General features: G+C 71.1%; 24 protein-coding genes. 15 read left to right on the top strand and 9 right to left on the bottom strand.

Annotated features, from left to right (window positions below; translation table 11 throughout):
* Positions 1 to 90: 90 nt before the first annotated feature.
* Positions 91 to 2631, bottom strand: a complete 2541-nt coding sequence (pepN, locus tag ACIPYW_RS00795) for an aminopeptidase N (RefSeq protein ID WP_400409932.1) — start codon at positions 2629 to 2631, stop codon at positions 91 to 93.
* Between the two features lie 124 nt (positions 2632 to 2755).
* Here pepN and ACIPYW_RS00790 point away from each other — a divergent pair, with 124 nt between their 5' ends.
* The gene (locus ACIPYW_RS00790; protein ID WP_400409931.1) at positions 2756 to 3397 is read left to right on the top strand and encodes a DsbA family protein; all 642 of its coding nucleotides are present in this window, start codon (positions 2756 to 2758) and stop codon (positions 3395 to 3397) included.
* Between the two features lie 167 nt (positions 3398 to 3564).
* On the opposite strand, the gene ACIPYW_RS00785 is transcribed toward ACIPYW_RS00790, so the two are convergent.
* A complete protein-coding gene (locus tag ACIPYW_RS00785; RefSeq protein WP_400409929.1) occupies positions 3565 to 4092 on the bottom strand; it encodes a GNAT family N-acetyltransferase in 528 nt (175 codons plus the stop codon).
* Here ACIPYW_RS00785 and ACIPYW_RS00780 point away from each other — a divergent pair.
* The 3 genes from ACIPYW_RS00780 to ACIPYW_RS00770 are packed head-to-tail and all read left to right on the top strand — an operon-like array spanning position 4091 to position 6158.
* Complete coding sequence (locus tag ACIPYW_RS00780; protein WP_400409927.1) at positions 4091 to 4699, top strand: helix-turn-helix domain-containing protein; 609 nt, start codon at positions 4091 to 4093, stop codon at positions 4697 to 4699. The genes ACIPYW_RS00785 and ACIPYW_RS00780 overlap by 2 nt on opposite strands.
* 22 nt (positions 4700 to 4721) lie before the next feature.
* Positions 4722 to 5210: a ribose-5-phosphate isomerase gene (locus ACIPYW_RS00775; RefSeq protein WP_290132398.1), complete on the top strand. Its 489-nt coding sequence runs from the start codon at positions 4722 to 4724 to the stop codon at positions 5208 to 5210.
* An 18-nt stretch (positions 5211 to 5228) separates the two neighbouring features.
* A complete protein-coding gene (locus tag ACIPYW_RS00770) occupies positions 5229 to 6158 on the top strand; it encodes an Fpg/Nei family DNA glycosylase (protein WP_400409925.1) in 930 nt (309 codons plus the stop codon).
* Between the two features lie 6 nt (positions 6159 to 6164).
* Here the strand turns inward: ACIPYW_RS00770 and ACIPYW_RS00765 are convergent, their stop codons facing one another.
* Together ACIPYW_RS00765 and ACIPYW_RS00760 are read right to left on the bottom strand one after the other, a co-directional pair.
* Positions 6165 to 7640 carry an amidohydrolase gene (locus ACIPYW_RS00765; protein ID WP_400409924.1) on the bottom strand — a complete coding sequence of 492 codons (1476 nt, stop codon included), beginning with the start codon at positions 7638 to 7640 and terminating at the stop codon, positions 6165 to 6167.
* Between the two features lie 8 nt (positions 7641 to 7648).
* On the bottom strand, positions 7649 to 8344 hold the full coding sequence (locus ACIPYW_RS00760; protein ID WP_400409922.1) for an FMN-binding negative transcriptional regulator: 696 nt from the start codon (positions 8342 to 8344) through the stop codon (positions 7649 to 7651).
* A 33-nt stretch (positions 8345 to 8377) separates the two neighbouring features.
* On the opposite strand from ACIPYW_RS00760, the gene ACIPYW_RS00755 reads away from it, so the two are divergent.
* Positions 8378 to 9781 (top strand): serine hydrolase, encoded by a 1404-nt coding sequence (locus ACIPYW_RS00755; RefSeq protein ID WP_400409920.1) that lies wholly within the window; start codon positions 8378 to 8380, stop codon positions 9779 to 9781.
* Positions 9782 to 9844: 63 nt separating this feature from the next.
* Here ACIPYW_RS00755 and ACIPYW_RS00750 read toward each other — a convergent pair whose 3' ends face one another.
* Positions 9845 to 10420: a hypothetical protein gene (locus ACIPYW_RS00750; RefSeq protein ID WP_400409918.1), complete on the bottom strand. Its 576-nt coding sequence runs from the start codon at positions 10418 to 10420 to the stop codon at positions 9845 to 9847.
* A gap of 95 nt (positions 10421 to 10515) precedes the next feature.
* Here ACIPYW_RS00750 and ACIPYW_RS00745 point away from each other — a divergent pair, with 95 nt between their 5' ends.
* The 3 genes from ACIPYW_RS00745 to ACIPYW_RS00735 are packed head-to-tail and all read left to right on the top strand — an operon-like array spanning position 10516 to position 13565.
* Positions 10516 to 12027, top strand: a complete 1512-nt coding sequence (locus ACIPYW_RS00745; RefSeq protein ID WP_400409917.1) for a sensor histidine kinase — start codon at positions 10516 to 10518, stop codon at positions 12025 to 12027.
* 18 nt (positions 12028 to 12045) lie between these two features.
* Positions 12046 to 12708, top strand: a complete 663-nt coding sequence (locus ACIPYW_RS00740; RefSeq protein WP_400409914.1) for a response regulator — start codon at positions 12046 to 12048, stop codon at positions 12706 to 12708.
* Positions 12709 to 12719: 11 nt separating this feature from the next.
* Positions 12720 to 13565 carry an EamA family transporter gene (locus ACIPYW_RS00735; protein ID WP_400409912.1) on the top strand — a complete coding sequence of 282 codons (846 nt, stop codon included), beginning with the start codon at positions 12720 to 12722 and terminating at the stop codon, positions 13563 to 13565.
* Positions 13566 to 13671: 106 nt separating this feature from the next.
* Here the strand turns inward: ACIPYW_RS00735 and ACIPYW_RS00730 are convergent, their stop codons facing one another.
* Together ACIPYW_RS00730 and ACIPYW_RS00725 are read right to left on the bottom strand one after the other, a co-directional pair.
* Positions 13672 to 13824 (bottom strand): hypothetical protein, encoded by a 153-nt coding sequence (locus ACIPYW_RS00730; RefSeq protein ID WP_400409910.1) that lies wholly within the window; start codon positions 13822 to 13824, stop codon positions 13672 to 13674.
* A 137-nt stretch (positions 13825 to 13961) separates the two neighbouring features.
* Positions 13962 to 14999 carry a LacI family DNA-binding transcriptional regulator gene (locus ACIPYW_RS00725; protein WP_400409908.1) on the bottom strand — a complete coding sequence of 346 codons (1038 nt, stop codon included), beginning with the start codon at positions 14997 to 14999 and terminating at the stop codon, positions 13962 to 13964.
* 101 nt (positions 15000 to 15100) lie between these two features.
* Between ACIPYW_RS00725 and ACIPYW_RS00720 the strand changes: the two genes are divergently transcribed.
* The 7 genes from ACIPYW_RS00720 (at position 15101) to ACIPYW_RS00690 (ending at position 24297) form a co-directional block, all read left to right on the top strand.
* Positions 15101 to 16390, top strand: coding sequence for a sugar ABC transporter substrate-binding protein (locus ACIPYW_RS00720; protein ID WP_290132388.1), 1290 nt, complete (start codon positions 15101 to 15103; stop codon positions 16388 to 16390).
* Positions 16390 to 17262: a carbohydrate ABC transporter permease gene (locus ACIPYW_RS00715; protein ID WP_290132387.1), complete on the top strand. Its 873-nt coding sequence runs from the start codon at positions 16390 to 16392 to the stop codon at positions 17260 to 17262. Before ACIPYW_RS00720 ends, ACIPYW_RS00715 begins: the two co-directional genes overlap by 1 nt.
* The gene (locus ACIPYW_RS00710; protein ID WP_400409905.1) at positions 17259 to 18236 is read left to right on the top strand and encodes a carbohydrate ABC transporter permease; all 978 of its coding nucleotides are present in this window, start codon (positions 17259 to 17261) and stop codon (positions 18234 to 18236) included. Before ACIPYW_RS00715 ends, ACIPYW_RS00710 begins: the two co-directional genes overlap by 4 nt.
* Complete coding sequence (locus tag ACIPYW_RS00705; protein WP_400409902.1) at positions 18236 to 19600, top strand: glycosyl hydrolase; 1365 nt, start codon at positions 18236 to 18238, stop codon at positions 19598 to 19600. Before ACIPYW_RS00710 ends, ACIPYW_RS00705 begins: the two co-directional genes overlap by 1 nt.
* Before the next feature lie 85 nt (positions 19601 to 19685).
* Positions 19686 to 22709, top strand: a complete 3024-nt coding sequence (locus ACIPYW_RS00700; RefSeq protein ID WP_400409899.1) for an alpha-mannosidase — start codon at positions 19686 to 19688, stop codon at positions 22707 to 22709.
* Positions 22710 to 22836: 127 nt separating this feature from the next.
* The gene (locus ACIPYW_RS00695) at positions 22837 to 23796 is read left to right on the top strand and encodes an endo-beta-N-acetylglucosaminidase H (protein ID WP_400409896.1); all 960 of its coding nucleotides are present in this window, start codon (positions 22837 to 22839) and stop codon (positions 23794 to 23796) included.
* 210 nt (positions 23797 to 24006) lie between these two features.
* Complete coding sequence (locus tag ACIPYW_RS00690) at positions 24007 to 24297, top strand: DUF1905 domain-containing protein (RefSeq protein ID WP_400409893.1); 291 nt, start codon at positions 24007 to 24009, stop codon at positions 24295 to 24297.
* A 30-nt stretch (positions 24298 to 24327) separates the two neighbouring features.
* On the opposite strand, the gene ACIPYW_RS00685 is transcribed toward ACIPYW_RS00690, so the two are convergent.
* On the bottom strand, positions 24328 to 24564 hold the full coding sequence (locus tag ACIPYW_RS00685; RefSeq protein WP_400409891.1) for a hypothetical protein: 237 nt from the start codon (positions 24562 to 24564) through the stop codon (positions 24328 to 24330).
* The gene (locus tag ACIPYW_RS00680) at positions 24561 to 25163 is read right to left on the bottom strand and encodes an ArsR/SmtB family transcription factor (RefSeq protein WP_400409889.1); all 603 of its coding nucleotides are present in this window, start codon (positions 25161 to 25163) and stop codon (positions 24561 to 24563) included. The genes ACIPYW_RS00685 and ACIPYW_RS00680 overlap by 4 nt, the downstream gene beginning before the upstream one ends.
* Positions 25164 to 25741 lie beyond the last annotated feature (578 nt).

Raw genomic sequence — 25741 nt, 5'->3', positions numbered from 1 at the left:
GATCCGACCGATGCTAGAGGGCGGGGCCTTGGCGTCCCGTGAGGAACACCGAGACCCCGCCCAGCCCGGTCAGCGGTCAGTGCCGGTGGCTCAGGCGTCCGCCGCCTGGACCCGGAGCGCCCGCTCGGTGCCCGCGAGGTTCTCGGTCACGATGCGGCGCAGTGCCGGCGTCTCCGGGTTCGCGTCGAGCCAGGCCCGAGCGGCGTCCCGCAGCTCGACCGAGGCGAGCGGCGCCGGGTAGAGCCCGGTGACGATCGTGTCGGCCATGTGGTAGCTGCGCTCGGCCCAGATGCGGGTGAGGACGTCGAAGTACTTCGGCACGAGGCCCTCGAGCACGACCGAGCTGTTGACGTGCTGGTACCCGACCGAGGTCTGGCGGACGATCGCGTTCGGCAGCGCGTCCGAGTCGACGAGCGACGAGAACGCCGCGAGCTTGCCCTCGGCCGTCGGGATCGACGCGCGGGCGCGGGCAGCGGCCTGCTCGCCGGACGCGGTCTTGTCCGCCGCGAGCTCGGTGTCGACGTCCGACCCGTCGGCAGCACCGGCGAGCACGAGGCCCTCCAGCAGCTCCCAGCGGAGGTCGGTGTCGACCTCGAGCCCGTCGAGCGCGACCGAACCGTCACGCAGCCCACGGAGGGTCGCGACGTGCTCGGGGGTCGACGGGATCTGCGCGAAGAACTTCACGAACTGGAACTGTGCGTCCGAGCCGGCCTCGGCCTCGGTCGCGAGGGTCCACAGCGTGTCGCCGACCTGCCGGATCGTCGCCTCGGACTTCGCCGGTGCGACGTAGTTGCGGGCGGTGAGCAGCAGCTGCGACAGCGTCGTGCGGATCGTCGTCGACTCGGTCTCGCTCGCGATGTTGCCGAGGACGAGGCGCACGTAGTCGCTCGCGGGGGCCTCGGCGTCGCGCGTGGCGTCCCAGATGGCACCCCAGACGATCGAGCGCGCGAGCGGGTTCGCGATGTCGGCGAGGTGCGCGATCGCTGTCTGGCGGGACTGCTCGTCGAGGCGGATCTTCGCGTAGGCGAGGTCGTCGTCGTTGAGCAGCACGAGGTCACCGCGGTGGACGCCCACGAGCTCCGGGACGTCCGTGCGGGCGCCGTCGACGTCGATCTCGACGCGGTGGGTGCGCTCGAGCTTGCCGCCCTCGGCCGCCGCGTAGACGCCGATCGCCAGGCGGTGCGGGCGGAGCGTCGGGTACTCGGAGGGAGCCTCCTGCAGGACCGCGAACGACGTGATGGTGCCGTCCGCGTCGACGTCGAACTCCGGGCGGAGCGTGTTCACGCCCGCGGTCTCGAGCCACAGCGCCGACCAGTCCGAGAGGTCGCGGCCGCTGGTGGCCTCGAGCTCGACGAGCAGGTCACGCAGCTCGGTGTTCGCGTGGTGGTGCTTCTTGAAGTACGCCGAGACCCCGGCGAAGAAGGCGTCGATGCCGACCCACGCGACGAGCTGCTTGAGGACCGAGCCGCCCTTCGCGTAGGTGATGCCGTCGAAGTTGACCTGCACGTCCTCGAGGTCGTTGATCGTCGCGACGATCGGGTGCGTCGAGGGCAGCTGGTCCTGCCGGTACGCCCACGACTTCTCCATGGCCTGGAACGTCGTCCACGCCTCGGTCCACTCGGTGGCCTCGGCCGTCGCGATGGTGGAGGCCCACTCGGCGAAGGACTCGTTGAGCCACAGGTCGTTCCACCACTTCATCGTGACGAGGTCGCCGAACCACATGTGCGCGAGCTCGTGCAGGATCGTGACGACCCGGCGCTCCTTGATGGCGTCGGTGACCTTGGAGCGGAACACGTAGGTCTCGGTGAAGGTCACCGCGCCCGCGTTCTCCATGGCGCCGGCGTTGAACTCCGGCACGAAGAGCTGGTCGTACTTCTCGAACGGGTACGGGACGTCGAACTTCTCCTCGTAGTAGGCGAAGCCCTTCTTGGTGATGTCGAACACGTACTCGGGGTCGAGGTACTCGGCGAGCGACTTGCGCGCGAAGACGCCGAGGGGGATCGTCCGGCCGTCACGGCTGGTCAGCTCGTCCCGCACGACCTCGTACGGGCCGGCGACCAGCGCGGTGATGTAGCTCGAGATCGTCGCGGTCGGGGCGAACGACCACGTCGCGACGTCGCCGTCGACGTGCGGCTCGGGCGTGGGGGAGTTCGACACGACCTGCCAGCGGGCGGGTGCCGTGACGGTGAAGGAGAACTCGGCCTTGAGGTCGGGCTGCTCGAACACGGCGAACATGCGCCGCGAGTCCGGGACCTCGAACTGGGAGTACAGGTACACCTCGTCGTCGACGGGGTCCACGAAGCGGTGCAGGCCCTCGCCCGTGTTCGTGTACAGCGCGTCGGCGACGACGACGAGCTCGTTCTGCTCCTGCAGCCCGTCGAGCTGGATGCGGACGCCGTCGTTCACCGCGGCGACGTCGAGCGCGGTGCCGTTCAGGGTGACGGAGTGCACGGTCTTCGTGATCGCGTCGATGAAGGTCGAGGCCCCGGCGGTCGCGGTGAACCGCACGCGCGTGGTGCTGCCGAAGGTCTCGGCGCCGCGGGTGAGGTCGAGCTCGACGTCGTACGACTGCACGTCGACGACGTTCGCGCGTTCCTGGGCTTCGATTCGGGTGAGGTTCTCTCCGGGCACGGACGCTCCAACTTCCACTGTGGACGCGGACGGTCGTTGTCCGCGTGCGAGGGGTCCCGGCGCGGCGTCGTGCACCGGCGGGACGGTCGACTCCAGCCTAGCGAGCGCGCGTACGCTCGCATCCGTGACCGACACGACTGTGGACAACACCGCCGAACGAACCGCCGTGGACTTCTGGTTCGACCCGAACTGCCCGTGGGCCTGGATGACGAGCCGGTGGGTGGGCGAGGTCGAGCGGCAGCGCCCGATCGACGTCACCTGGCACGTGATGAGCCTGTTCGTGCTGAACGAGCACCAGGACGTCCCGGAGGACTACCGCGAGCGCCTCACGAAGGGGCAGGTCTACCCGCGCATCGTCACCGCCGCGCGGCTCCGGCACGGGGACCAGGTCGTGAAGCCGCTCTACGACGCCCTCGGGGAGCACATCCACCACCGCCAGGAGAGCGACCCCGAGCAGGTCGTCCCCGCCGTGCTCGCGGAGCTCGACCTCGACGCGGACCTGCTGGACCACGCCTGGACGGACGAGGTCGACCAGGCCGTCCGCGCGAGCCACCAGGACGGCATCGACCGCGTCGGTCAGGACGTGGGGACGCCGGTGATCGCCGTCGAGGGCACGGCGTTCTTCGGACCGGTCATCTCCCCGGCTCCGAAGGGCCAGGAGGCGCTCGACCTCTGGGACGGCGTCGTCGCGGTCGCGAAGTACCCGGGCTTCTTCGAGCTCAAGCGCTCGAGGACCGTCGGCCCGATCTTCGACACCACCGACTGATCGACGGGCGGGGCGGCCTGGAGGCGCGGGTCGCCCCCGTCCCGCCACGCACGCCGCGTGGACGGTCGCCGCACAACTGAAGACGCGCGGAACTGCGTGATCGCCTGGTTCGATCTGACTTTGGTTGTGCGGGAGCGCGGGAGCGCGGACGAGCCCGCGGAGACGGTTCAGGCGAGCGGCAGGCGCATGAGCGTCAGGTCGAGCCAGCGGTCGAACTTCCGCCCGACCTCGGGCAGCACGCCGACCGTCTCGAACCCGAGCCGTTCGTGCAACGCGATCGACCCCGTGTTCGACGAGCAGATGCCCGCCATCACGACGTGCATCCCGGCTGCCCGAGCGTGCGCCACGAGTGCGTCCATGAGCGTCCGGGCGATGCCCCGACCCCGGAACGCCGGGACGACGTAGACGCTGTGCTCGACCGTGTGGCGGTACCCCTGGTGCGGCCGGAACGCGCTGTAGGTCACGTACCCGGCGACCTCCCCTTCCACCTCGGCCACGAGCACCGGGAGTCCGGCCGCCCGACGCTCGGCGAGCCAGCCGTCGAAGTACGCCCGTGGGTGCGGTTCGTCCTGCCAGATCGCGGTGGAGTGCAGGACGGCATCGACGTGCAGCGCGTGGACGACGTCGAGGTCGCGCGGCTCGCAGTCCCGCACCGAGACCGGGCCCACTCCGCTCGTCGCATATGCTGTCGCCATGTCTCACATCGTAGACGACGAGTCGGATCTCGCGGAACGGGCCCTCGGCGAGCGACTCCAGCGGCTGCGCACCGAGCGGGGGTGGAGCCTGACCGAGCTCGCGGAGGAGTCCGGGGTCTCCCGCGCCATGATCAACCGCGTCGAACGCGGCGTGTCCAGTCCCACGGCCACGATCCTCGGGCGGCTGTCCGGCGCGTTCGGGCTCACGGTCTCGCAGCTGCTCGACGAGTCGCTCGACCACGAGGTGCCCCGCGCGACCGATCCCGACGACGCTCGCGGCGTCCAACGCGGCGCGACCGCCGACTCCTGGACCGATCCCGACACCGGGTACCGTCGCCGACCCGTCTCCAGTGCGGACTTCCCCGCGGACGTGACCGAGGTGCGCCTCCCGGCCGGCCGCGAAGTGGCCTACCCGGCGTCCGCGTACGCCTTCCTGCGGCACTGTATCTGGGTGCTCGACGGCACCCTCGAACTCGTCGTCGGCGACGCGGTGACCCGCCTCGGGACGGGGGACCGGATCGAGCTCGGCGAGCCGGCCGACGTCGTCTACCGGAACACCGGTGACGAGCCCACGCGGTACGTCGTGGTCGTGGTCAGGGGTCGGTAGGCGCGGGAATAGGATCGAGGCCATGCGCATCCACCTCGGAACGGACCACGCCGGCCTCGAGTTCAACAAGACCCTCGCCCAGCACCTGACGGAGGCCGGGCACGAGGTGGTGGACCACGGTCCGACCGAGTACGACGCGCTCGACGACTACCCCTCGTTCTGCATCAACGCCGCGCACGCCGTGGTGCAGGACCAGCGTGCCGGGGTCGAGGCCCTCGGCGTCGTGTTCGGCGGCTCCGGCAACGGCGAGCAGATCGCCGCGAACAAGGTCGAGGGCGTCCGCGCCGCGCTCGTCTGGAACGAGTCGACCGCGCTGCTCGCCCGCCAGCACAACGACGCGAACGTCATCTCGATCGGCGCCCGCCAGCACACCGAGGACGAGGCCATGCGCTTCGTCGACCTCTTCGTCGCGGAGCCCTTCTCGGGCGAGGAGCGCCACGCCCGTCGCATCGCGCAGCTGGCGGAGTACGAGACGACGGGGCACATCGCCGGTAAGCAGATCGACGAGTAGGCCGGGTAGACAGGCTCCATGCCCGAGGGTCACTCCGTCCACCGCATCGCCAACCAGTTCACCCGGCACTTCGTCGGCAAGCGCTGCGAGGTCTCCAGTCCGCAGGGGCGCTTCGCCGCCGGGGCCGAACAGCTCGACGGCACGCGGATGGTCGCGGCACGGGCGGTCGGCAAGCAGATGTTCCTCGAGTTCGAGGGCGACCTGTTCCTCCGCGTGCACCTCGGCCTCTACGGCGCGTGGGACTTCGCGGGCGTGATCTCCTCGGCCGAGGCGCTGTCCGAGGACGGCGACGGCGAGGAGTCGCTCTCGTCCATCGGCGCGCCGCGGCTGGCCCGCTACCGGATGGCCGAGCAGGAGAAGGCGGAGGACCCGATCGAGTCGTTCCCGCCGGACCCGGTCGGACAGGTGCGTGTCCGCATCCTCACGGAGGACACCGTCGCCGACCTCCGCGGCCCGACGGCGTGCGTCGTCGAGGACCCGGCCGGCGTGCAGCAGGCGCTCGACAAGCTCGGCCCGGACCCGATCAACGACGACGGCCCAGAAGCCGAGAAGACCTTCGTGGAGAACGTGCGGAAGCGGAAGGTCGCGATCGGGCAGCTGCTGATGGACCAGTCGGTGGTGAGCGGGATCGGCAACATCTACCGTGCCGAGCTGCTGTTCCGGCAGCGAATCGACCCGTACAAGCCGGGGAACACGCTGACGGTCAAGCAGGCGAAGGCACTGTGGCAGGACTGGTCGGTGCTGCTGCACGCGGGCGTCCGCGACGGCCTCATGCTCACGATGGACGGGCTCTCGAAGGCCGACCACGCCAAGGCCGTACGGTCGCGGAAGGACCGCCACTGGGTGTACCACCGCCAGGGCGAACCCTGCAGGGTCTGCGGAACCGAGGTCCGGATGGCGGACATGGCCGGCCGCAAGCTGTACTGGTGCCCGAAGGACCAGAAGTAGCCCGGGTCACACGTCGAGGTGCGTGAACCGCCCCGCGATCGCCGTCCCGAGCACGGGCATCCCGCGCAGCTCGGTCGACGAGGACGCCGCGAGCGGATCGGCGGCGAGCAGCACCAGGTCCGCCACGTCACCGACGGACACGCCGACCCGGCGACCCTCGGTCGACCCGCGCCACGCCGTCACCGCCGCGAGTCGCTCGGCGGGGTGCCACGGGTCGCGCCCGTCACGGTCGCGCCCCACCGCGGCGGCCATCGACGCCCAGGGGTCGAGCGGCGCGACGGGCGCGTCCGACCCGAGCAACAGCGTCGCACCGGCACGGTCGAGGGAGGCGAACGGGAACGCGCGGTCGGTCGAACCAGCCCAGTAGCGGTCGGCGATGTCCCGGTCGTCCATGGCGTGCTCGGGCTGCACGGAGGCCGCCACCCCGAGTCGGGCGAACCGCTCGACGTCGTCCACCTCGAGGAGCTGCGCGTGCTCGATCGTGCCACGGGCCCCGACGGCCTCGAACACGTCGAGCGCGAGGGTGTTCGCCCGGTCGCCGATCGCGTGCACCGCGGGGACGAGTCCGGCGTCGACGGCGCGGCGGACCAGGGCGACGAGGTCCTCGAACGCGTACGCGAGCACACCCTCGCCCGAGGCCATCGCCGCGGTCCTCGTGCCGAGCGACCCGTCGGTGATCACCTTGAACGGACCCATCCGGACGAGGCCCCGGGTGCCCGGGACGACGTCGCCGGTCCGCAGCCTCCGCTCGATCGCTGCGTCGAGCTCGCCCGGGTACACGCCGGAGGCGACCCGCAGGCCGTCGGTGCCGGCCTGCACGCGCCGCGTCCACCGGTCGATCCCGAACACCATCTCGAGGTCGCGCACCCGCGTCACGCCGCGCGCCGCAGCGGCCTCGACGGCGTCCGCGACGTAGCCGTCGAGCACGTCGTCCGGCACACGCGACAACGCGCCGGTCACGTCGAACGCGTCCTGTTCGCGCAGGACACCGTCCTCGCCCGCCGCGAGCGGCCGGCCGACGAGCGCGGCGAAGTGGGTGAGCGCGAGGGCGTTGCACCAGACGGCGTGCAGGTCCGCGGCGATGACGACGACCGGGAGGCCCGGTGCGGCCTGGTCGAGCAGCGCACGTCGCGCGGGGCGTGGCCACATCCCGTCGCGGTAGCCGTGGGCGACGAGCACACGGTCCGTCACGCCGGTCCGGGCCGCGTCCGCCAGGAGGGCGGCGGTCGCCTCGGCGGAGTCACAGCCGGAGACGTCGATCCGCCGGCGCACGAGCGCCCACTGGTCGAAGTGCACGTGGTGGTCGACGAGCCCAGGGCCGAGCCACGCGCCGGACGCCTCGACGACGTCGGCGTCGGGGCCGGACGGCTCGAGCGTCCCGGCCGGGGCGATCGCGGTGACCCGCCCGTCGACGACACGGACGTCGGACGGGGCGCCCGAGGTGCCCACCCGGCGGACGGTGCGGAGCAGTGTCTCGGTCATCCCCACCGTCACGGCCGGTCCGCCGCTGGCGCGTCGGCCCGGGACCGGCGGCGTGGGCCCAGCGCCTCCCGGTCGGCCACGCGCACGGCGTGTGCTCTGGCCATCTCGTCGGCGAGCGCCGGCGACGCGTAGGGGCCGTCGCCGCGGAGGCCCGCGATGATCCGCTCGACGACCTCGGGTGCCTTGTTCTGCGACAGCTTGGCGCGGGCGTCGAACCGGGTGACGCGGATGCGGATGCCCACGGTGCCGGTCGCGATCCGCCGTGCCGTCGGTTCGTCGACGGTGAGGGACACCGGTTCCGGCATGCGCTGCTCGAAGCGGTCGACGAGCTCGCCGAGGACGCGGAAGTTCTCGTCGTCCGAGAGGATCTCCGGCGTGCCCCAGCAGTGGGCGGTGACGTGGTTCCAGGTCGGCACGAACTGCTCGGGCGGGTACCAGGCGGGGGAGACGTAGCCGTGCGGTCCTTGGAAGACGACGAGGACCTCGTGATGCCCGAGCTCGTGCGCGACCTCGTCGGGGCGGCCGAGGTGGGAGACGAGGACGATCTCGTCGTCGTTGCCCGCCGTGGTGTCGAGCAGCACCGGGTAGTGCGAGGCGACGAGCCCGGCGCTGGTGTGCGACACGATCGTGGCCCACGGACTCGCGGCGATGAGCCGACGGACCTCGGCGACGTCGGTCATGAGGAAGTGGGGTGTGTGCCGCATGGGTCGAGCGTGGCACATGCCAGGGTGGAGCACATGACGAACCGCGCCGCGTACGAGACCGTCCTGCCGTACATCCGCGAGTGGGTGTCGTACAAGGTCTGGCAGTTCCGGGTGCCCGGCGTGCAGGTCGCGATCGGGTTCCGCGGTGAGGAGCTGTTCTCGGAGGCGTGGGGCTGGGCCGACGTCGAGGCACGGCGACCCCTCACCACGACGAGCATCTTCCGGATCGCCTCGCACTCGAAGACGTTCACCGCCACCGCACTCCTGCAGCTCGCCGAGCGCGGGGCGATCCGGCTCGACGACCCGGTCGGTCGGTACGTCCCCGCACTGGTGGAGGGCGGATCGCCGATCGCCGACGCGACGATCCGGGAGCTCATGGAGATGGGTGCCGGCGTCATCCGGGACGGGCACGACGGGGACCACTGGTCGCAGCTCCGCCCGTTCCCCGACGAGGACGAGCTGCTCGCCCTGGTGCTCGACCGTGGGCAGAAGGCGCCGGCAGGGTCGTCGTTCGGCTACTCGAACCTCGGCTACGCGCTGCTCGGGCTCGTCGTCCAGGCGGCGAGCGGGCAGTCGTACGGCGAGTTCGCCCGGAACTCGATCGTCGAGCCGCTCGGGCTGACCGGCACCGGCCCCGACTGGGACCCGACCCGCGCGGACGAGTTCGTCGTCGGGTACTCGGGCCTGCACGGCAGCCGGACCCGGCACCGCCTCGAACACGTCGACACCCGGGCGATGGCGGCTGCGACGGGGTTCCACGGCACCGCGTCCGACCTGGTCCGGTACTTCTCCGCGCACGTCATCGGTCAGGGCGACCTGCTGACGGACCACTCGAAGCGCCTCGCCCAGCGGGTGGCGTGGAGCCCGGACGACACCGAGGCCACCCGCGGCTACGGTGCCGGCTTCATCACCGACACCCAGGGCGGACGGGCCGTCCGCGGGCACTCGGGCGGGTTCCCCGGCCACATCACGCAGTCCTGGTTCGACCCGGAGTCCGGGCTCGTCGTCTCGGTCCTCACGAGCGCGGCGGCCGGTCCCGCGACCCTCATCGCGAACGCGGTGATCGCCCTGCTCGACGCGGCCGCGGACCCCTCGGCACCGGGGACGCCCATCCCGACGGGCGTCGACCCGCACACGTACACCGGTCGGTTCGCGAACCCATGGGGCATCACCGACGTCGCCCGGGTCGGGGACCGCCTGCTCGCGATCGACCCGACGGCGCCCGCACCGCTCGAGGGAGTCACCCGACTCGAGGTCGTCGACGCCGACACCCTGCGCATGACCTCCGGCCCGCGCTTCGGCTCGGTCGACGAGGACGTGACCTACGACCGAGCGCCCGACGGCTCCGTCCGCTCGATCCGGGGCGGCGGCGGCATGACCGAATCGGCGTGGACGCTCCCCGAGGAGTCCCCGGAGACCGCCGCAGCCCTCGCCTGACGTCCCGGCGCTCGCCGGACCGCGCGGCGTACGCGACGCTGCCCGGCGGGTGTCGAGGACCGGTCAGCGGACCTCGGCGGTCGACCAGAGCGTGCGTGCGCCGTCGCGCACCGGGCGCAGGAGCGGCGGCAGGAAGAGCACGGCCGCGGCAGCGTAGGCCACGGCCTGCACGACACCGGGCGCCAGGACGATGGCGTTCAGGGCGGCCTGCGACACCGCCGCGAGCGGCGCGAACCAGCTCAGCGCGAAGTGCGCCACCACCAGCAGCCCGCCGCCGAGGGCCACGATCCACCCGAGGGCCCGTCGGTAGCCCGACGAACCGCGGACCACCCGGACGCCGAACGCCAGCAGGAGCACGACCGCGACGAGCGCCACGAAGGACCCCATGATGCCGGGCACGGGCCACGAGACCGCGTACAGGAGCGTGGCGAGCGCGAAGGTCACCGTCGCCCGAGCGCGGGTCCGCCAGGCCGCCGCGAGGACGACCACGGCGCCGAGGCCGCCGAGGACCGCGCCGGTGACGAGCCAGGTCTGCGGGACGAACACGATCGTCGCCTCCAGGGCACCCCGGGCCGCCGGAGCGAGGGCCGCCACCACGGCAGCGAGTGCGATCCAGCGTTCCCCCGTGCTCCTGCGCATGACCGCAGCGTACGCCCGGGCGGGGGATAACCCCACCCCGAGTCCGGGAGACGGCAGGATGGGACGGGGACGGCCCCGACGCGAGGCTTGGTGTCATGACCGACACCGCCCGCCTCGACCAGGCCGAGACCGTCCCGCTCAACGACTCGCTGCCGACAGGAGCCACACGACCCATGCCCGAGCAGCCGACCCCGCCACCCGGCTGGCAGGGCACTCCGCCGCCGTCCCAGCAACCGCCCGTGACCGGCGGTCCGGGTGCGGGGAGCGCAGGCGTCGGGGGCACCGGCTCCGGGATGACCGCCGGAGCGTTCTACCGTGATGCCTGGCGTCGCCTGCCTCGCGACTTCGGCTACATGGCCCTCACCGCGGTGCTGCTCTGCACCCTCTACGCGGCGTTCCCCGCGGCGGTGTTCGGCGGCGGCTTCCGCGACCTGTTCAACCCGTTCGTCCTGCTCATGTTCTTCATCGCGCTGTTCATCGCGCGGTGGCTCGGGCAGTTCGAGAAGCTCCGCATCGGCTGGGCCGACAAGCGCCCGATCCGTCCCGTCGACTGGACGCCGCGCTGGCAGCAGAACTGGTGGACCCGCACCGGCTCCGCGGTCGCCAACCCGCACTACTGGCTCTACCTGCTGCACGCGGCCGTCGTCTACCCGATCGCCGCGCTCGTCACGGTCGGTGTCGGCGCGCTCCTCATCGCCGGCTTCACCTGGCCGATCGTCATCGGTGGGATCGCCCTGCTGAACCGCGCCACGGTCGGGTACTTCGGCGGGGTCGACAGCGCGTCGCTCGTGACCCTCGGGTTCCTCGGCCTGCTCTCCATGGCCGCCTCGGTCGCACTGTTCCCGCTGTGGGCGCGCGGCTCCGTGCTCGCGCACTGGTGGATCGACTTCGGTCTCCTCGGCGGGTTCCGCGCCGAGGTCCTCGAGCGGCGGGTGGCCGGCCTCCAGGCGTCCCGTGCCGGTGCTGTGACCGCCGAGGGGCAGGCGCTCCGTCAGATCGAGCGTGACCTCCACGACGGCCCGCAGCAGCGTCTCGTGCGGCTCCGGATGGACCTGTCCGCCGCCGAGCGCGCCATCGACAAGGACCCGGTGAAGGCACGGCAGCTCATCGGTGAGGCGTCGACCCACGCGCAGGACGCCCTCGACGAACTGCGTGCGCTGTCCCGCGGGTTCGCGCCGCCGATCCTGCTCGACCGAGGACTCATCGCCGCCCTCGAGGCCCTGGTCGCCCGCACGCCGATCCCCGTCGCGCTCGAGGTCCGCCTCCCCGACGGGCTGGAACTCGCGACCGAGATCCAACGCAACGTGTACTTCACCGTGAGCGAGCTGCTCACGAACACGACGAAGCACGCAGGTGCCTCCACGGGTGCGGTGTACCTCGGGCTCGTGGTCGACGCCTCGGGTGTCTGGTACCTCACCGTCAGCGTCACCGACGACGGCCGCGGCGGTGCCCGTCCCGAGGAGGGCCACGGCATCGAGGGGCTGATGGGCCGGATGCGCGCCCTCGACGGCGAACTCACCGTGTCCAGCCCGGAAGGTGGCCCGACCGAGGCCACCGCCCGCATCCCGCTCGGTGCGCTGAACGGGGTGCCGGTCCAGCACCGGTAGGTCGGTAGGATCGTCGGCATGAGCGACGGCCCGGGTGCAGCACGCATCCGGGCCGTCGTCGTCGACGATGCCGTGCTCCTCCGCGAGGGCCTGGCACGCGTGCTCGACGAAGCCGGCATCGACGTCGTCGGACAGCACGCCGACGCCGCCTCGTTCCTCGCCACTCTGCCGGCGGACGCCCCCGACGTGGTCGTCATGGACGTCCGGATGCCGCCGACGTTCACGGACGAAGGAGTCCGGGCAGCGGTCGAGACCCGGCGGGTGAGTCCCCGCACCGGGGTCCTCCTGCTGTCCCAGTACGTCGAGGCCACCTACGCCGAGGACGTCCTCGCCGCCGGCGCGACCGGCATCGGCTACCTCCTCAAGGACCGCGTGACCCGGCTCGAGGAGATCGACGACGCCGTCCGACGCATCGCGGCCGGTGGGACCGTCCTCGACCCCGAAGTCGTGACGCAGCTCATGAGCCGACGCCGTGACCCCCTCGCAGCGCTCACCCCGCGCGAGCGCGAGGTCCTCGGACTCATGGCCGAGGGCCGCACCAACGCCGCGATCGCCCGGGCGCTCGTCATCGGCACCGGAGCCGTCGAGAAGCACGTGTCGAGCATCTTCGGCAAGCTCGCCCTCGAGGACACGGGCGAGGACCACCGCCGCGTCCTCGCCGTGCTCGCCTACCTCGGCTGAGCGCGACACCCGTGACGCGCGTCCCCGCCCCGCTCCTCGCCCTCGCGGCGATCGTCTCCGTCCAGCTCGGCGCCGCGATCGCGAAGACCCGCTTCGACGAGGTCGGATCCGTCGGGGCAGCGACGCTCCGGCTCGTGATCGGCGCCGTCGTCCTCGCGCTCGTCGTGCGACCGCGGGTTCGCCACTGGACGCGCGCGCAGTGGACCGGTGCCGTCGTGCTCGGGGTGGCGCTCGGCGGGATGAACGTCTGCATCTACGTCGCCTTCGCGAGCATCCCCATCGGGGTCGCGGTGACGATCGAGTTCCTCGGGCCGCTCACCCTGTCGCTCGTGCACACCCGTCGCTGGCGGGACGCGCTCTGGGCCGTGCTGGCGCTCGCCGGGGTCGTGCTGCTCGGGGTCGGGCCGTCCGCCGTGACCTCGGTGTCCGGCATCGTGTTCGCGGTCCTCGCGGCGGTCTGCTGGGCGGGCTACATCGTGATGAACCGGCACGTCGGCCAGGCGATCCCGGGCGTCGACGGTCTCGCGATGTCGATGCTCGTCGCCATGCTCGTCGCGCTGCCGTTCGGCGCGCACGAGGCCGTGGGCGGGGTGGCCGCGCACCCGTCGCTGCTGCTCGTGTTCGGTGCCGTCGCGGTGCTCTCGAGCGTGCTGCCGTACGCCCTCGAGATGCTCGCGCTCCGACGGATGCCGACGAGGGTGTTCGGGGTGCTGCAGAGCCTCGGCCCGGCGATCGCGGCCCTGGCCGGACTGGTCGTCCTCGCCGAGGGGCTGTCGGCGCAGGAGGTCGCGGCGCTCGCGTGCGTGACCGCCGCGAGCGTGGGCGTCACGCTCTCCGCGCGCCGCAGGCGCGCGTGACGATGGAGGAGACGCCGGACGCCGGGCCCGGACTCGGACCGGAGGCCCGCACCACGCTCCGTACGGACGGAACGCGAGCAGGGCCTCCAGTCCGGACAAGACCCGTCTACTCGTCGCGGAGGAAGTCCGCGTACGTGGGTTCTGACGACTCACCCGACAGGAGCGATGGATCGTTGACCCGTCGTTCGACGTAGGCCGCGATGACCTCGGGCGGGGTGAGCACGTGCGCGACCCAGGACGGCACCTCACTCTTCTTCATGGTGCCTCCTTCCAGTACGTTGCTCGCGTGACCGAAAGTCTCGATCATCGAGTTACTTGCAGTACCGGTGTGTCGTAAACGATCCTCGGGATGTCCGCACATGTCAATGCAGTGCGTTGTGCGGACTCCGGTAGGCGTCACCGTGCGTCGCGGACCGTCCCCGTGGACTCGCGCACGCTGAGCGTCAGGGCCGGTCCGGGCTGGGACGGCAGGGGTCCCGGTGCGTCGATCTGGGTGCGGAGCAGGGTGGCCGCACGCTGCCCGAGCTCGACCGTGTCGCGGGTGAGCGAGGTGATCGCCGGCCGCACGAGCCGGACCATCGCGGAGTCGTCGAACGACACGATCGACACGTCGCCGGGGACGTGCACGCCCATCTCGCTCGCCACCCCGAGCCCGGCGACGGCGAGGACGTCGTTGTCGTAGACGATCGCGGTCGGGCGGTCCCGGCGGGACAGGAGCTCCCGGGTGGCCCGGGCGCCCGCCTCGGCCGAGTAGTCGGTCGGCACGGACACCGCGTCCTCGAGGTCGCCGGCGACGGCGAAGGACCGCACCCGCTCGATCCGCATCGCGGTGTGCTCGTACTCCGGACGCCCGGCGACGTGCGCGATCCGCCGGTGTCCGAGCGCGAGCAGGTAGCGCAGGACGGTGTCGGTCGCGTCGGAGTCGTCGATCCAGACCGACGGGGCCGAGCCCGCGGGAGACGGGTGCGACCCCACGACGACGGTCGGCATCCCGAGCTCGGCGAGCAGGGCCAGCCGCGGGTCGTCGCGGCGCGGGTCGATGACGATGACGCCGTCGACCCGGTGCCCGCGCCACCAGTCGCGGTAGGTCGCCAGTTCCTCGTCCGCGTCGCGGGCGACGAGGAGGTTCATGCCGACGTGGCTGCCGGCGAGCCCGAGCTGGATGCCGGAGATGAGGTCGCCGAAGAACGACTCTGTGCCGAGTGTGCGCGCGGGACGGTTCAGCACGAAGCCGATCGACCCCGCCTTCGCGCCACCGAGCGCGCGCGCAGCGGTGTGCGGCTGCCAGTCGAGCTCGCGGGCGATCTGCTGCACCCGGAGCCGGGTCTCGGGGGAGACCCCGGGACGGTCGTTGAGCGCGAAGGAGACCGCGCTGATGGACACGCCGGCACGCGCTGCGATGTCGGCGATCGTCGTCCGGCGTTTCGGGGCCACGGCTTGACTATAGCGTTTTAGTCGTGCATCGTCGCTGCCACGCGCTGGTTCGGCGACAGCAACTGAACCGCTTGAGCACGATGACGAAGGAGTCACATCCCATGAGGACCACGACACGCAAGCGGGGCGGCGCCGTCGCCCTGCTCGCCACGGCTGCAGCGGCAGCACTCGCCCTGACCGGTTGCTCGAGCGGCGGCGGCGCGGCCACCGGGAGCAGCGGGAAGATCGACGGCACGATCACGCTCCAGACCTGGGCGCTGACGCCGACCTACACGGACTACCTCAACGGGGTCATCAAGGGCTTCGAGAAGGAGCACCCCGACGCGAAGGTCAAGCTGCAGGACCAGCCCGGCGACGGCTACGCGGACAAGGTGCTCAGCCAGGCGTCGTCGAACACGCTGCCGGACGTCATCAACCTGCCGCCGGACATCGCCCTGCCCCTCGCCAAGCGCGGGTTCCTGCAGGACGTGTCGAAGGACGACAGCAAGCTCGCGAGCACCTACGTCTCCGGTGCGCTCGACTCGTACGAGTACAAGGGGCTCGACGGCACGTACGGCTACCCCTGGTACCTCAACACCGACGTCGACTACTGGAACACGACGATGTTCGACAAGTGCGGCCTCGACGCGGACAACCCGCCGAAGACCACCGACGACCTCTTCACGCAGGCGAAGACGATGCACGAGAAGTGCCCCGACGACTACCTGATGAGCCGCAAGCCCGGCCTCGGTGACTTCACCCTCGCCGGCGTCAAGGTCCTCAACAGCGACGGCACGAAGTTCACCTTCGCCGACTCGTCGAAGGCCGCCGACCTCATCGGCCGCTACAAGACCGCGTACCAGGACGGCTACATGCCCTCGAACGTCCTCAACAGCGACTACCTCGGCAACTCGACGCTCTTCACGCAGCAGAAGGTCGCCTGGACCACCGGCGGCGCCACGGCCCTGTCCGACATGGTCAAGAACAACCCGTCGCTCAAGGGCAACGTCACGGTGAGCCCCGCGCTCGACACCCCGCCGCTCTACGTGCAGGGCCTGTCCGTGTCGTCGAAGTCGAAGCACCTCGCCACCGCCGAGGCGTTCGCGCAGTACATGACGAACGCGAAGAACCAGGAGGCCTTCGCCCACCTGGTGAACATCTTCCCGTCGACAACGTCGTCGCAGTCCGACCCGTACTTCTCGAAGGACGACGGCACCGTGAACGGCAAGGCCCGCGTCCTCGCGAACGAGGCGCTCAAGCAGGCGAAGGTGCTCAACCCGGTCGAGGCGAACTCCGCGATGACGGACTTCCTCGACCAGCAGATCGCCCTCGCCATGAAGGGCCAGGTCTCGCCGGAGAAGGCCCTCCAGACGGCGCAGACCAAGATGAACACCCTCCTGGCCAACGGCTGATGCGCGCCAACCGCTGGTTCACGCCCTGGCTGCTCGTCCTGCCGGCACTCGTCTGGCTGCTCGCGTTCAGCCTCTGGCCGTCGATCAACACCGTCCGGCTGTCGTTCACGAACGCCAGCCCCCTCGGGGGCGTGAGCCAGTGGGTGGGTCTCGCGAACTTCAGGACCCTGCTCGGCGATCCGCAGGTGTGGGAGGCGCTCCTCAACAGCGTCATCTACATGGCGGTCTGCCTGCCACTGCTGACCGTGCTGCCGCTGCTCATCGCGGTGCTCGTGCAGCAGAAGCTCCCCGGCATCGCGTTCTTCCGTACGGCGTACTACACGCCCGTGATCGCCTCCGCGGTCGTCGTCGGCCTCATCTGGACCTGGATCCTCGACGACCGCGGGGTCATCAACGAGATCGTGAAGGCCCTCGGCGGCGCGGGCATCCCGTTCCTCACCGACCGGTGGCTGCTGCTCATCAGCGCGATCAGCCTGACGGTCTGGAAGGGCCTCGGCTACTACATGATCATCTTCCTCGCGGCCCTCGGGAACGTCGGCAAGGACCTGCACGAGGCCGCGGCGCTCGACGGCGCCGGTGCCGTGCGGCGGTTCTGGTCGGTCACGATGCCCGGGGTCCGCGGGACGATGACGCTCGTCGGCATCCTGGTGTGCGTCAGCGCGCTCCGGGTGTTCAGCGAGCTCTACATCCTCACCAACGGCACGGGTGGGCCCGGCGGGCAGGACAACTCGCTCGTCATGCTCATCCAGCAGTACGCCCGCGGGTTCACCGGCAACCTCGGCTACGCGTCCGCCCTGAGCCTCCTGCTCTTCGTCGTGACGCTCATCCCGATGCTCGCCCTCGCCCGCATGAACAGCAAGGCCGACAAGTGACGAACACGACCAACACGACCGAGCCGGTCATCGGAGGCGCCGCCGGCGTGGCGGCCCCCGCGCCGGACGTGACCGGCGCGACGGAACCGGACCGCGCCTCCAGGCCGGACGGACGCGACGGACGGCGCCGCCGCCGCCAGGTGTGGGGCGTCATGTCCACCCGCGAGAAGGTGGTCCGCTACGTCCTCCTCGTCGTGGTCCTCTTCATCACGATCGGCCCGTTCCTCTGGCAGCTCTCGACCTCGCTCAAGGGCGCCGGCGAGGACATCTACACGGCGAACCCATCGTTCATCCCGACCGAGCCGACGATCGAGAACTACCTCAAGGTGGCGGCCGCGATCCCCGTCTGGCGGTACATCGGCAACTCGCTGCTCGTCGCCGCGATCGACGTGTTCGGCAACATCGTGTTCGCGACGCTCGCCGGGTTCGCCCTCGCCCGCCTGCAGTGGCGCTTCCGGAAGGCCGTCCTCGGGCTGTTCCTCGCCACCCTCGTGCTGCCGGGCGAGGCCACGATCATCAGCCAGTTCGTCACCGTGAAGGACCTCGGCCTCGCCGACAACCTCGTCGGTGTCGCGCTGCCCGGGATGATCGCGGCGCTCAACGTGCTGCTCATGTTCAACGCGTTCCGGCAGATCCCCGAGGAGATCGACCAGGCCGCGGTGATGGACGGCGCAAACGCGATGCAGCGCCTGCGGTACATCTCGCTCCCCGCCGTGCAGGGCACCATCGCCGTGATCGCGATCTTCTCGTTCATCGGAGCGTGGGACGACTTCCTCTGGCCGCTCATCGTGCTGCAGTCGCCGCAGAACCTGACGCTCACGGTCGGTCTGCAGTACCTCCAGGGCACGTTCGCCACCGACCAGCGCATGATCGCGGCCGGCACGATGATCGCGTTCATCCCGATCGCGGTGATCTTCGCGGTGCTGCAGCGCTTCTTCTTCAAGGGCGTCGAAGAGGGTGGGGTGAAGGGCTGATGCGCTTCGGTGTCAACTACACCCCGGCCGTCGGCTGGTTCCACTCCTGGCTCGACTTCTCCCCGTCGGACACCGCGCGCGACCTCGAGGCGATCGCGTCGCTCGGCGCGGACCACGTGCGGATCTTCCCGCTCTGGCCGATCGTGCAGCCGAACCGGACGCTCATCCGGGCCTCGGCGCTGCGCGACGTCGCGACCGTCGTCGACATCGCGGGGTCGTTCGGGCTCGACGTGAACGTCGACGCGCTGCAGGGGCACCTGTCGAGCTTCGACTTCGTGCCGTCCTGGCTCGACAGCTGGCACCGACGGAACATGTTCACCGACCCGGACGTCGTCGCCTCGACCGCGGCGTACGTCGAGGCGCTCGCCGGCGCGGTCGCGGACAAGCCGAACCTGCTCGGCATCTCGATCGGCAACGAGGTCAACCAGTTCGCGCACGCCCCGCACCCGGCGCCGCACGACACCACGGCGGAGCAGGGGCACGCCTGGGCGGCGGCGATGGTCGCAGCGGCGCGTTCCGGACTCGCGTCCGGTGCGTCCGGCCTGGAGGCGCGGCTCGGCTCCGACCCGTCGGCCTCCGCCCTCGCCGGGTCGCGTCCAGGTCCGCTGGTCACCGTCGCGCAGTACGACGCGGCTTGGTACGACGACGCACAGCCCTTCGGCCCGGAGCACGCGGCGGACCACGGCGACGCCACGGTCACGCACTCGTGGGTGTTCAACGGGACGGCGGCGCTGCACGGCCCGCTCGGCGCCGGGTCGGTCCGGCACGGGGAGTACCTGCTGCAGCTCGCGGCGGCCTGGAACCGGGAGCCCCGTCGGCCGAACTGGTTGCAGGAGGTCGGCGCACCGACGAACGTCGTCCCAGCCGCGGACGCCGCGGCGTTCACGGAGCAGACGATCCGCCACGTCGCCGGCGCGCAGGACGTCCTCGGCGTCACGTGGTGGTGCTCGCACGACGTCTCCCGGTCGCTCGCGGACTTCCCCGAGCTCGAGTACGACCTCGGCCTGTTCACCAACGACGGCGCGCTCAAACCGGCGGGGGAGGCCTTCGCCGCGCTCGCCCGCGGTGGGATCGCCGCAGCGGTGGAGCCGCCGTCGACCGCGCTCGTCCTCGACGACGTGCTGGCCGATGGGTCGCCCCGCTACGGCACCCGAGCCGACTGCGCGCCCGGTGGCCGGTTCGCCGCCGCGTGGCTCGCGCTCGCCGAGTCGTCGGAGGACGGTCGCGGGCCGCAAGTGGTCCTGCGTTCCCGACTCGCCGACGAGACGCTCCGCTCCGCACGGGGGATCACGAGCATCGTGGAGGTACCGACGGACCTCGACGGCACCGCACTCACGGTCGCGCACCCCGCGACGATGCCCTGACCCTCGGCTGCACTGACCACTCCCAGTCCTGACCATCCGCCCTGCTGCCGGCAGCGACGCCGGCCCTCCCTCCCGGAAGGACCCCATGCACGACGACATCCCCCTCACCACCGGACGCGCCCGACGGGTCCTCGACGAGCGGATCCTGCCCGCGGTGCACGCCACGGCGACGCCGCTCGACACCGCCTGGCACGAACTCCCGGGTGAGCCGATCCCGCCGGCGGCCGGGCTCGCGCTCGACTTCGAGCCGTACGAGGTCGGCACGACGTGGGGCGCCGCGTGGGGCACGACGTGGTTCCGGCTGACCGGGACCGTGCCGGCGGACTGGGCCGGACGGCGCGTCGAGGCCGTGGTCGACCTCGGGTTCGACAAGAACATGCCGGGCTTCCAGTGCGAGGGGCTCGTGTACCTCGCCGACGGCACCCCGGTGAAGTCGATCAACCCGCGGAACCAGTGGGTGCTCATCGCCGAGGAAGCAGCGGGCGGTGAGACGGTCGAGCTCTTCGTCGAGGCCGCGTCGAACCCGGTCCTGCTCGACTACCACCCCTTCCTCGTCACGCACGAGGGCGACATCGAGACCTCGTCCCCGAAGCGCCTCTACACGTCGCGTCGGATGGACCTCGCGGTCTTCGAGTCCGACGTGCACGAGCTCGCGCTCGACCTCGAGGTGCTCCTCGAGCTCCAGGCGCAGCTGCCCGAGGGACCCCGGCGGATGCGGATCCTGCAGGCGCTGGACGACGCCCTCGACCGACTTGATCTGCAGCAGGTCGCGGAGACCGCCGCCGACGCCCGCGGTGCGCTCGCCGACGTCCTCGCCGCACCGGCCGACGCCTCGGCGCACACGATCTCGGCGGTCGGGCACGCCCACATCGACTCCGCCTGGCTGTGGCCGGTGCGCGAGACGATCCGGAAGGTCGCCCGCACCACCTCCACGATGACCGAGCTCATCGATCAGACCGACGACTTCCTCTACGGCATGTCGAGCGCGCAGCAGTACGCCTGGATCAAGGAGCACCGTCCCGAGGTGTACGCCCGGGTGCAGGCCGCGGTCGAAGCCGGCCGGTTCCTGCCGCTCGGCGGCATGTGGGTCGAGTCCGACACGGTGATGCCCACGGGCGAGAGCATCGTGCGGCAGTTCTCGCAGGGACAGCGGTTCTTCGAGCAGGAGTTCGGCATCCGGCCGAAGGGCGTCTGGCTGCCGGACAGCTTCGGGTACTCGCCGGCGCTGCCGCAGCTGATGCGCCGCGCGGGCTTCGAGTGGTTCTTCACGCAGAAGATCTCGTGGAACCAGGTCAACAAGTTCCCGCACCACACGTTCCTCTGGGAGGGCATCGACGGGTCGCGGGTGTTCTCGCACTTCCCGTCGATGGACACGTACAACTCCCGGCTGTCCGGGGAAGAGGTGGCGAAGGCCTCACGGCAGTTCCGCGAGAACCGCCTCGCCACCGGGTCGATCGCACCCGTCGGTTGGGGTGACGGCGGCGGTGGCACGACCCGCGAGATGACCGGCACGGCCGCACGCCTCGCCGACCTCGAGGGCAGCGCCAAGGTCCGCTGGGAGCACCCGGACACGTTCTTCGACCGGGCGAAGTCCGAGCTGCCGAACCCGCCGGTGTGGGTGGGGGAGCTCTACCTCGAGCTGCACCGCGCGACGCTCACGAGCCAGCACCAGACGAAGCAGGGCAACCGCCGGAGCGAGCAGCTGCTGATCGAGGCGGAGCTGTGGGCGGCGACCGCGGCCGCACGCACCGGCTTCGCGTACCCGTACGACGAGCTCGACGCGCTGTGGCAGCAGGTCCTCCTGCAACAGTTCCACGACATCCTGCCCGGGACCTCGATCGCCTGGGTGCACCGTGAAGCGGTGGCGAAGTACGCGGAGACGGCCGCACGCCTCGAAGCGGTCATCGCCGACGCCCTGTCGGCTCTGACGGGTGCCGGTGACGCGACCGTCGCCGTGAACCCCGCCCCGTTCCTCCAGGCCGGCGCACCCGCGCAGGGCGCCCTCCTGGCGACCGACGTGCCGGCGGCGACCCCGGTGTCGCTGACCGAGCAGGACGGCGGGTACGTGCTGACGAACGACCTCGTCCGCGTGGTCGTCGACGCGCGTGGCCTCGTGACGAGCGCCGTCGACCTCACCACCGGACGCGAGGCGATCGCCCCCGGCCAGGTCGCGAACCTGCTGCAGCTGCACCAGGACTTCCCGAACATGTGGGACGCCTGGGACGTCGACCGGTACTACCGCAACCGGGTCGAGGACCTCGTCGCGGTCGAGACGATCGACGCATCGGTCGACGACCGCGGCGTCGCACGGGTCGTGGTGTCGCGCGCTTTCGGCGATTCGACCGTGACACAGGACATCACACTCGCGCCCGGGTCCCGCACGCTGGAGTTCGCGCAGGTGACGGACTGGCACGAGACCGAGAAGTTCCTCAAGGTCGCGTTCCCCCTCGACGTCCGCGCCGAGCACACCGTCGCCGAGACGCAGTTCGGCGCACAGAAGCGGGTGACGCACACGAACACCTCGTGGGAGGCCGCGAAGTTCGAGACCTCGATGCACCGCTACGTGCTCGTCGAGGAGCCGGGGTTCGGAGTGGCGCTCGTGAACGACTCGATCCACGGGTTCGACACCACGCGCGACGCGGTCGACGGCCACGTCACCACCACCGTCCGGCTCTCGCTGCTCCGGGCACCGCGGTTCCCCGACCCCGAGACCGACCAGGGCGAGCAGACCCACCGGTACGGCATCGTCATCGGGACCGACCAGCTCGGAGCCACGGAGGCCGGCGTCGTCATGAACGCGGGCGCACGGACCGTCACGGGTGCGCACGGGTTCGAGCCGGCCGTGCAGGTGTCCGGCGACGTCGTGCTGTCGAGCGTCAAGCTCGCCGACGACCGTTCCGGTGACCTGATCGTGCGCGTGTACGAGCCGTCCGGCCGCCGAGGCACCGGCGGCATCGCGGTGGACGGCCCCTGGTCAGTTCCGGCAGAGGTCACGCTGCTGGAGGAGCCCGACGCCACCCTGCCCGGTGTGGCCTCGGTCACCGACGGCGTCGCGGCGTTCCCGGTCGACGCCTACGAGGTCCGGACGTTCCGGTACCCGCGCGCCTGAGACTCCGCCGTCGGGGCTTCGGGTGCCCCGGCGGCGGTCCCGGGTCGGCAGCTGCCGGCCCCCGGTCGGCACCCGCCGGCCCCCGGTCGGCACCCGCCGGTCGGTTCGTCACTCGAAGAGGAGTGTCATGAAGAAGTCCGTGAAGTTCGGGATCGTGGCGGCCATCGCCGCGATGGTGGCGGCACCGCTCGTGCCGTCCGCCGCGTCGGCAGCGCCGTCGCCCACTGGTTCGTCACACGGCGTCGGCGCCCACCACGGCGTCGGGCACGGAGCACAGCCGCACGCGACGCCCACGAAGAGCGGGCCGACCAGCATCGCCTACGTCGAGGTGAACAACGACCAGCTGTCGAACGTCGGCCGGTACACCCTGGCGAACGGCGCGAACGCGTTCGACGTCGCGATCATCTTCGCCGCGAACATCAACTGGGACGGGTCGAAGGCCGTCCTGTACAACAACGAGAACGTCCAGCGCACCCTCGACGACGCCGCGACCCAGATCCGGCCGCTGCAGGCGAAGGGCATCAAGGTCTCGCTGTCGATCCTCGGCAACCACCAGGGCGCCGGTATCGCGAACTTCCCGACCCAGGCCGCTGCTGCCGACTTCGCGGCCCAGGTCTCGGCGACCGTGGCGAAGTACGGGCTCGACGGAGTGGACCTCGACGACGAGTACTCGGACTACGGGGTGAACGGCACCCCGCAGCCGAACCAGCAGTCGATCGGGTGGCTCATCAGCGCCCTCCGCGCCGACATGCCCGGCAAGCTCATCTCGTTCTACGACATCGGCCCGGCGTCCTCCGCCCTCGCCTCGTCGAGCTCGACGATCGGCTCGCAGCTCGACTACGCCTGGAACCCGTACTACGGCACCTACTCGGCGCCGTCGATCCCGGGGCTCGGCAAGGACCGCCTGTCCGCGGCCGCCGTCGACATCCAGAACACGTCGCAGTCCACGGCCGTCTCGCTGGCACAACGGACGAAGGCAGACGGCTACGGCGTCTTCATGACGTACAACCTGCCGGACGGCGACGTCTCGCCCTACGTGTCCTCGCTGACACAGGTGCTCTACGGGCAGGCCGCGTCGTACCAGTGACGCGCGCGTCGCTCCGGCGACTCGCCTCGTGCGCCCCGCGACTCCGGCACCGGCCTGGAGGCGCGGGGCGCGCCCGTCCCGCCGCTCGCGTCGGACGGTGACCTCTCTTTCGGTCGTGGCCGATCCGGTGCGCGATCCTCGGGATCCGTGCACCGGAACGGCCATCTCCGGATCCGGAGATCGGCTCGCCCGCCGTCGTACGATCGCCGCGTGGAGATCGAGTTCGACGGCGAGGTCATCGAGTGGCGCGGCCCGGCGCCGTTCTTCTACGCCGTCGTGCCACCGGACGCCGCCGACGTGATCCACGAGCTGGCCCCGATGCTGACCTACGGATGGGGTGTCATCCCTGCCCGCGTGACGATCGGCTCGGTGACCTGGACGACCTCGCTCTTCCCGAAGGACGGCGGGTACCTCGTGCCGCTCCGGGCGGTCGAGCGTCGACGGGCGGGGGTCGAGCTCGGTGACCGCCCGCACGTCACGCTCACCTTCGGCGACGCCTGACCGCACCATGGGACGGCCGGTCGCGGCCGATCACCGGTAGCGGGTGACCTCGGCGAGCACGACGTCGGTGTTCGTGCTCGTCAGTGTCGGCGATCCGGTGCCGACAGCTCGTCGCAGTGCTCGCTCGCGACCGACGACGGCACGCGCGGCCCGGAGCTCAGCGTGGCGGAGGCTCCAGCGGACGAGGGCGGTGCCGATTCGGTTGGTGAGGACCTCGACGGGGGAGACGGGTGGGGTCGGTACGGTGCGGGGCTGGAACGTGGTCACGGTGTCGGCTCCTGCGGCTGGTCGTCGTCGATGATCGGGACGGTGCGGATCTGGGTGAAGACGCGACGGACGCCCTCGGGGAGGTCGGCGACGCGACCCCGGACGGCCCGGTACCGGTCGATGACGGCGTCGAACTCCTGCCACATCGCCTCGTACTCCTCGGGCGTCAACGCGACGTAGGTGACCGAGCCGGACGTCCCGCGCCACTCGGCGGGCACGCTCGACTGGTCGCGGGTCATCCAGTCGCGGACGAGGTCGTTCTCGGAGTCCATCACCGAGAGCCCCGCGAGCTGCGTCGCGGTCTGCTGCGCGGTCGACGGGAGGTCGGTGCCCGGCCCGCCGATGCTGAACCGGCCCTCGGTCCGCTGCCACCAGCGGTCACGGGCGGTCCCACGGTCGGGGAGCTCGTGCACGAGACCGTGCTTCTCGAGCTGACGGAGGTGGTAGCTCGTCGAGCCGCTCGACTCGCCGAGCCGCTCGCCGAGGGTGGTCGCCGTCGAGGGGCCGTACTGCGACAGGAGGTCGAGCAGGCGCGCTCGGAGCGGGTGCGCCAGGGCCTTGAGGGCGGCGACGTCGAGGATGCGGAGCTCGTCGGTCATGGGGCGAGCGTACACCGCAAAGAATTATTTGCAAACACTTCTTTGCAAACACTTCTTTGCGAACACTTCTTTGCGAACGTTCTCGTGCGACCTCGCGGAGATGAACGAACGAGCGCCGGCACGATGGGCCGGCGCTCTCGGATCGGAGGGGACGACGGGAATCGAGGATCCGGCGCAGTGCCGGCTCAGAACGGTTCCGTCGGAAGTAGAGGGGATGACGGGAATCGAGCATCGGCGCAGTGCCGGCTCAGAACGATTCCGTCGGAAGTAGAGGGGATGACGTGAATCGAGCATCGGCGCAGTGCCGGTTCGAGACGGGGTGCTCCGTAGTGGAGGGGATGACGGGAATCGAGGATCCGGCGCAGTGCCGGTTCGAGACGGGGTGCTCCGTAGTGGAGGGGATGACGGGAATCGAGCATCCGGCGCAGTGCCGGTTCGAGGCGGGGTGCTCCGTAGTGGAGGGGATGACGGGAATCGAGCATCGGCGCAGTGCCGGTTCGAGGCGGGGTGCTCCGTAGTGGAGGGGATGACGGGAATCGAGCATCGGCGCAGTGCCGGTTCGAGGCGGGGTGCTCCGG

It is taken from the genome of Curtobacterium sp. NPDC089689, assembly GCF_044749145.1.
Classification (GTDB): Bacteria; Actinomycetota; Actinomycetes; order Actinomycetales; family Microbacteriaceae; genus Curtobacterium.
The sequence above is the reverse complement of the archived record's forward strand: the minus strand, read 5'-3'. Positions and strand labels throughout refer to the sequence as shown.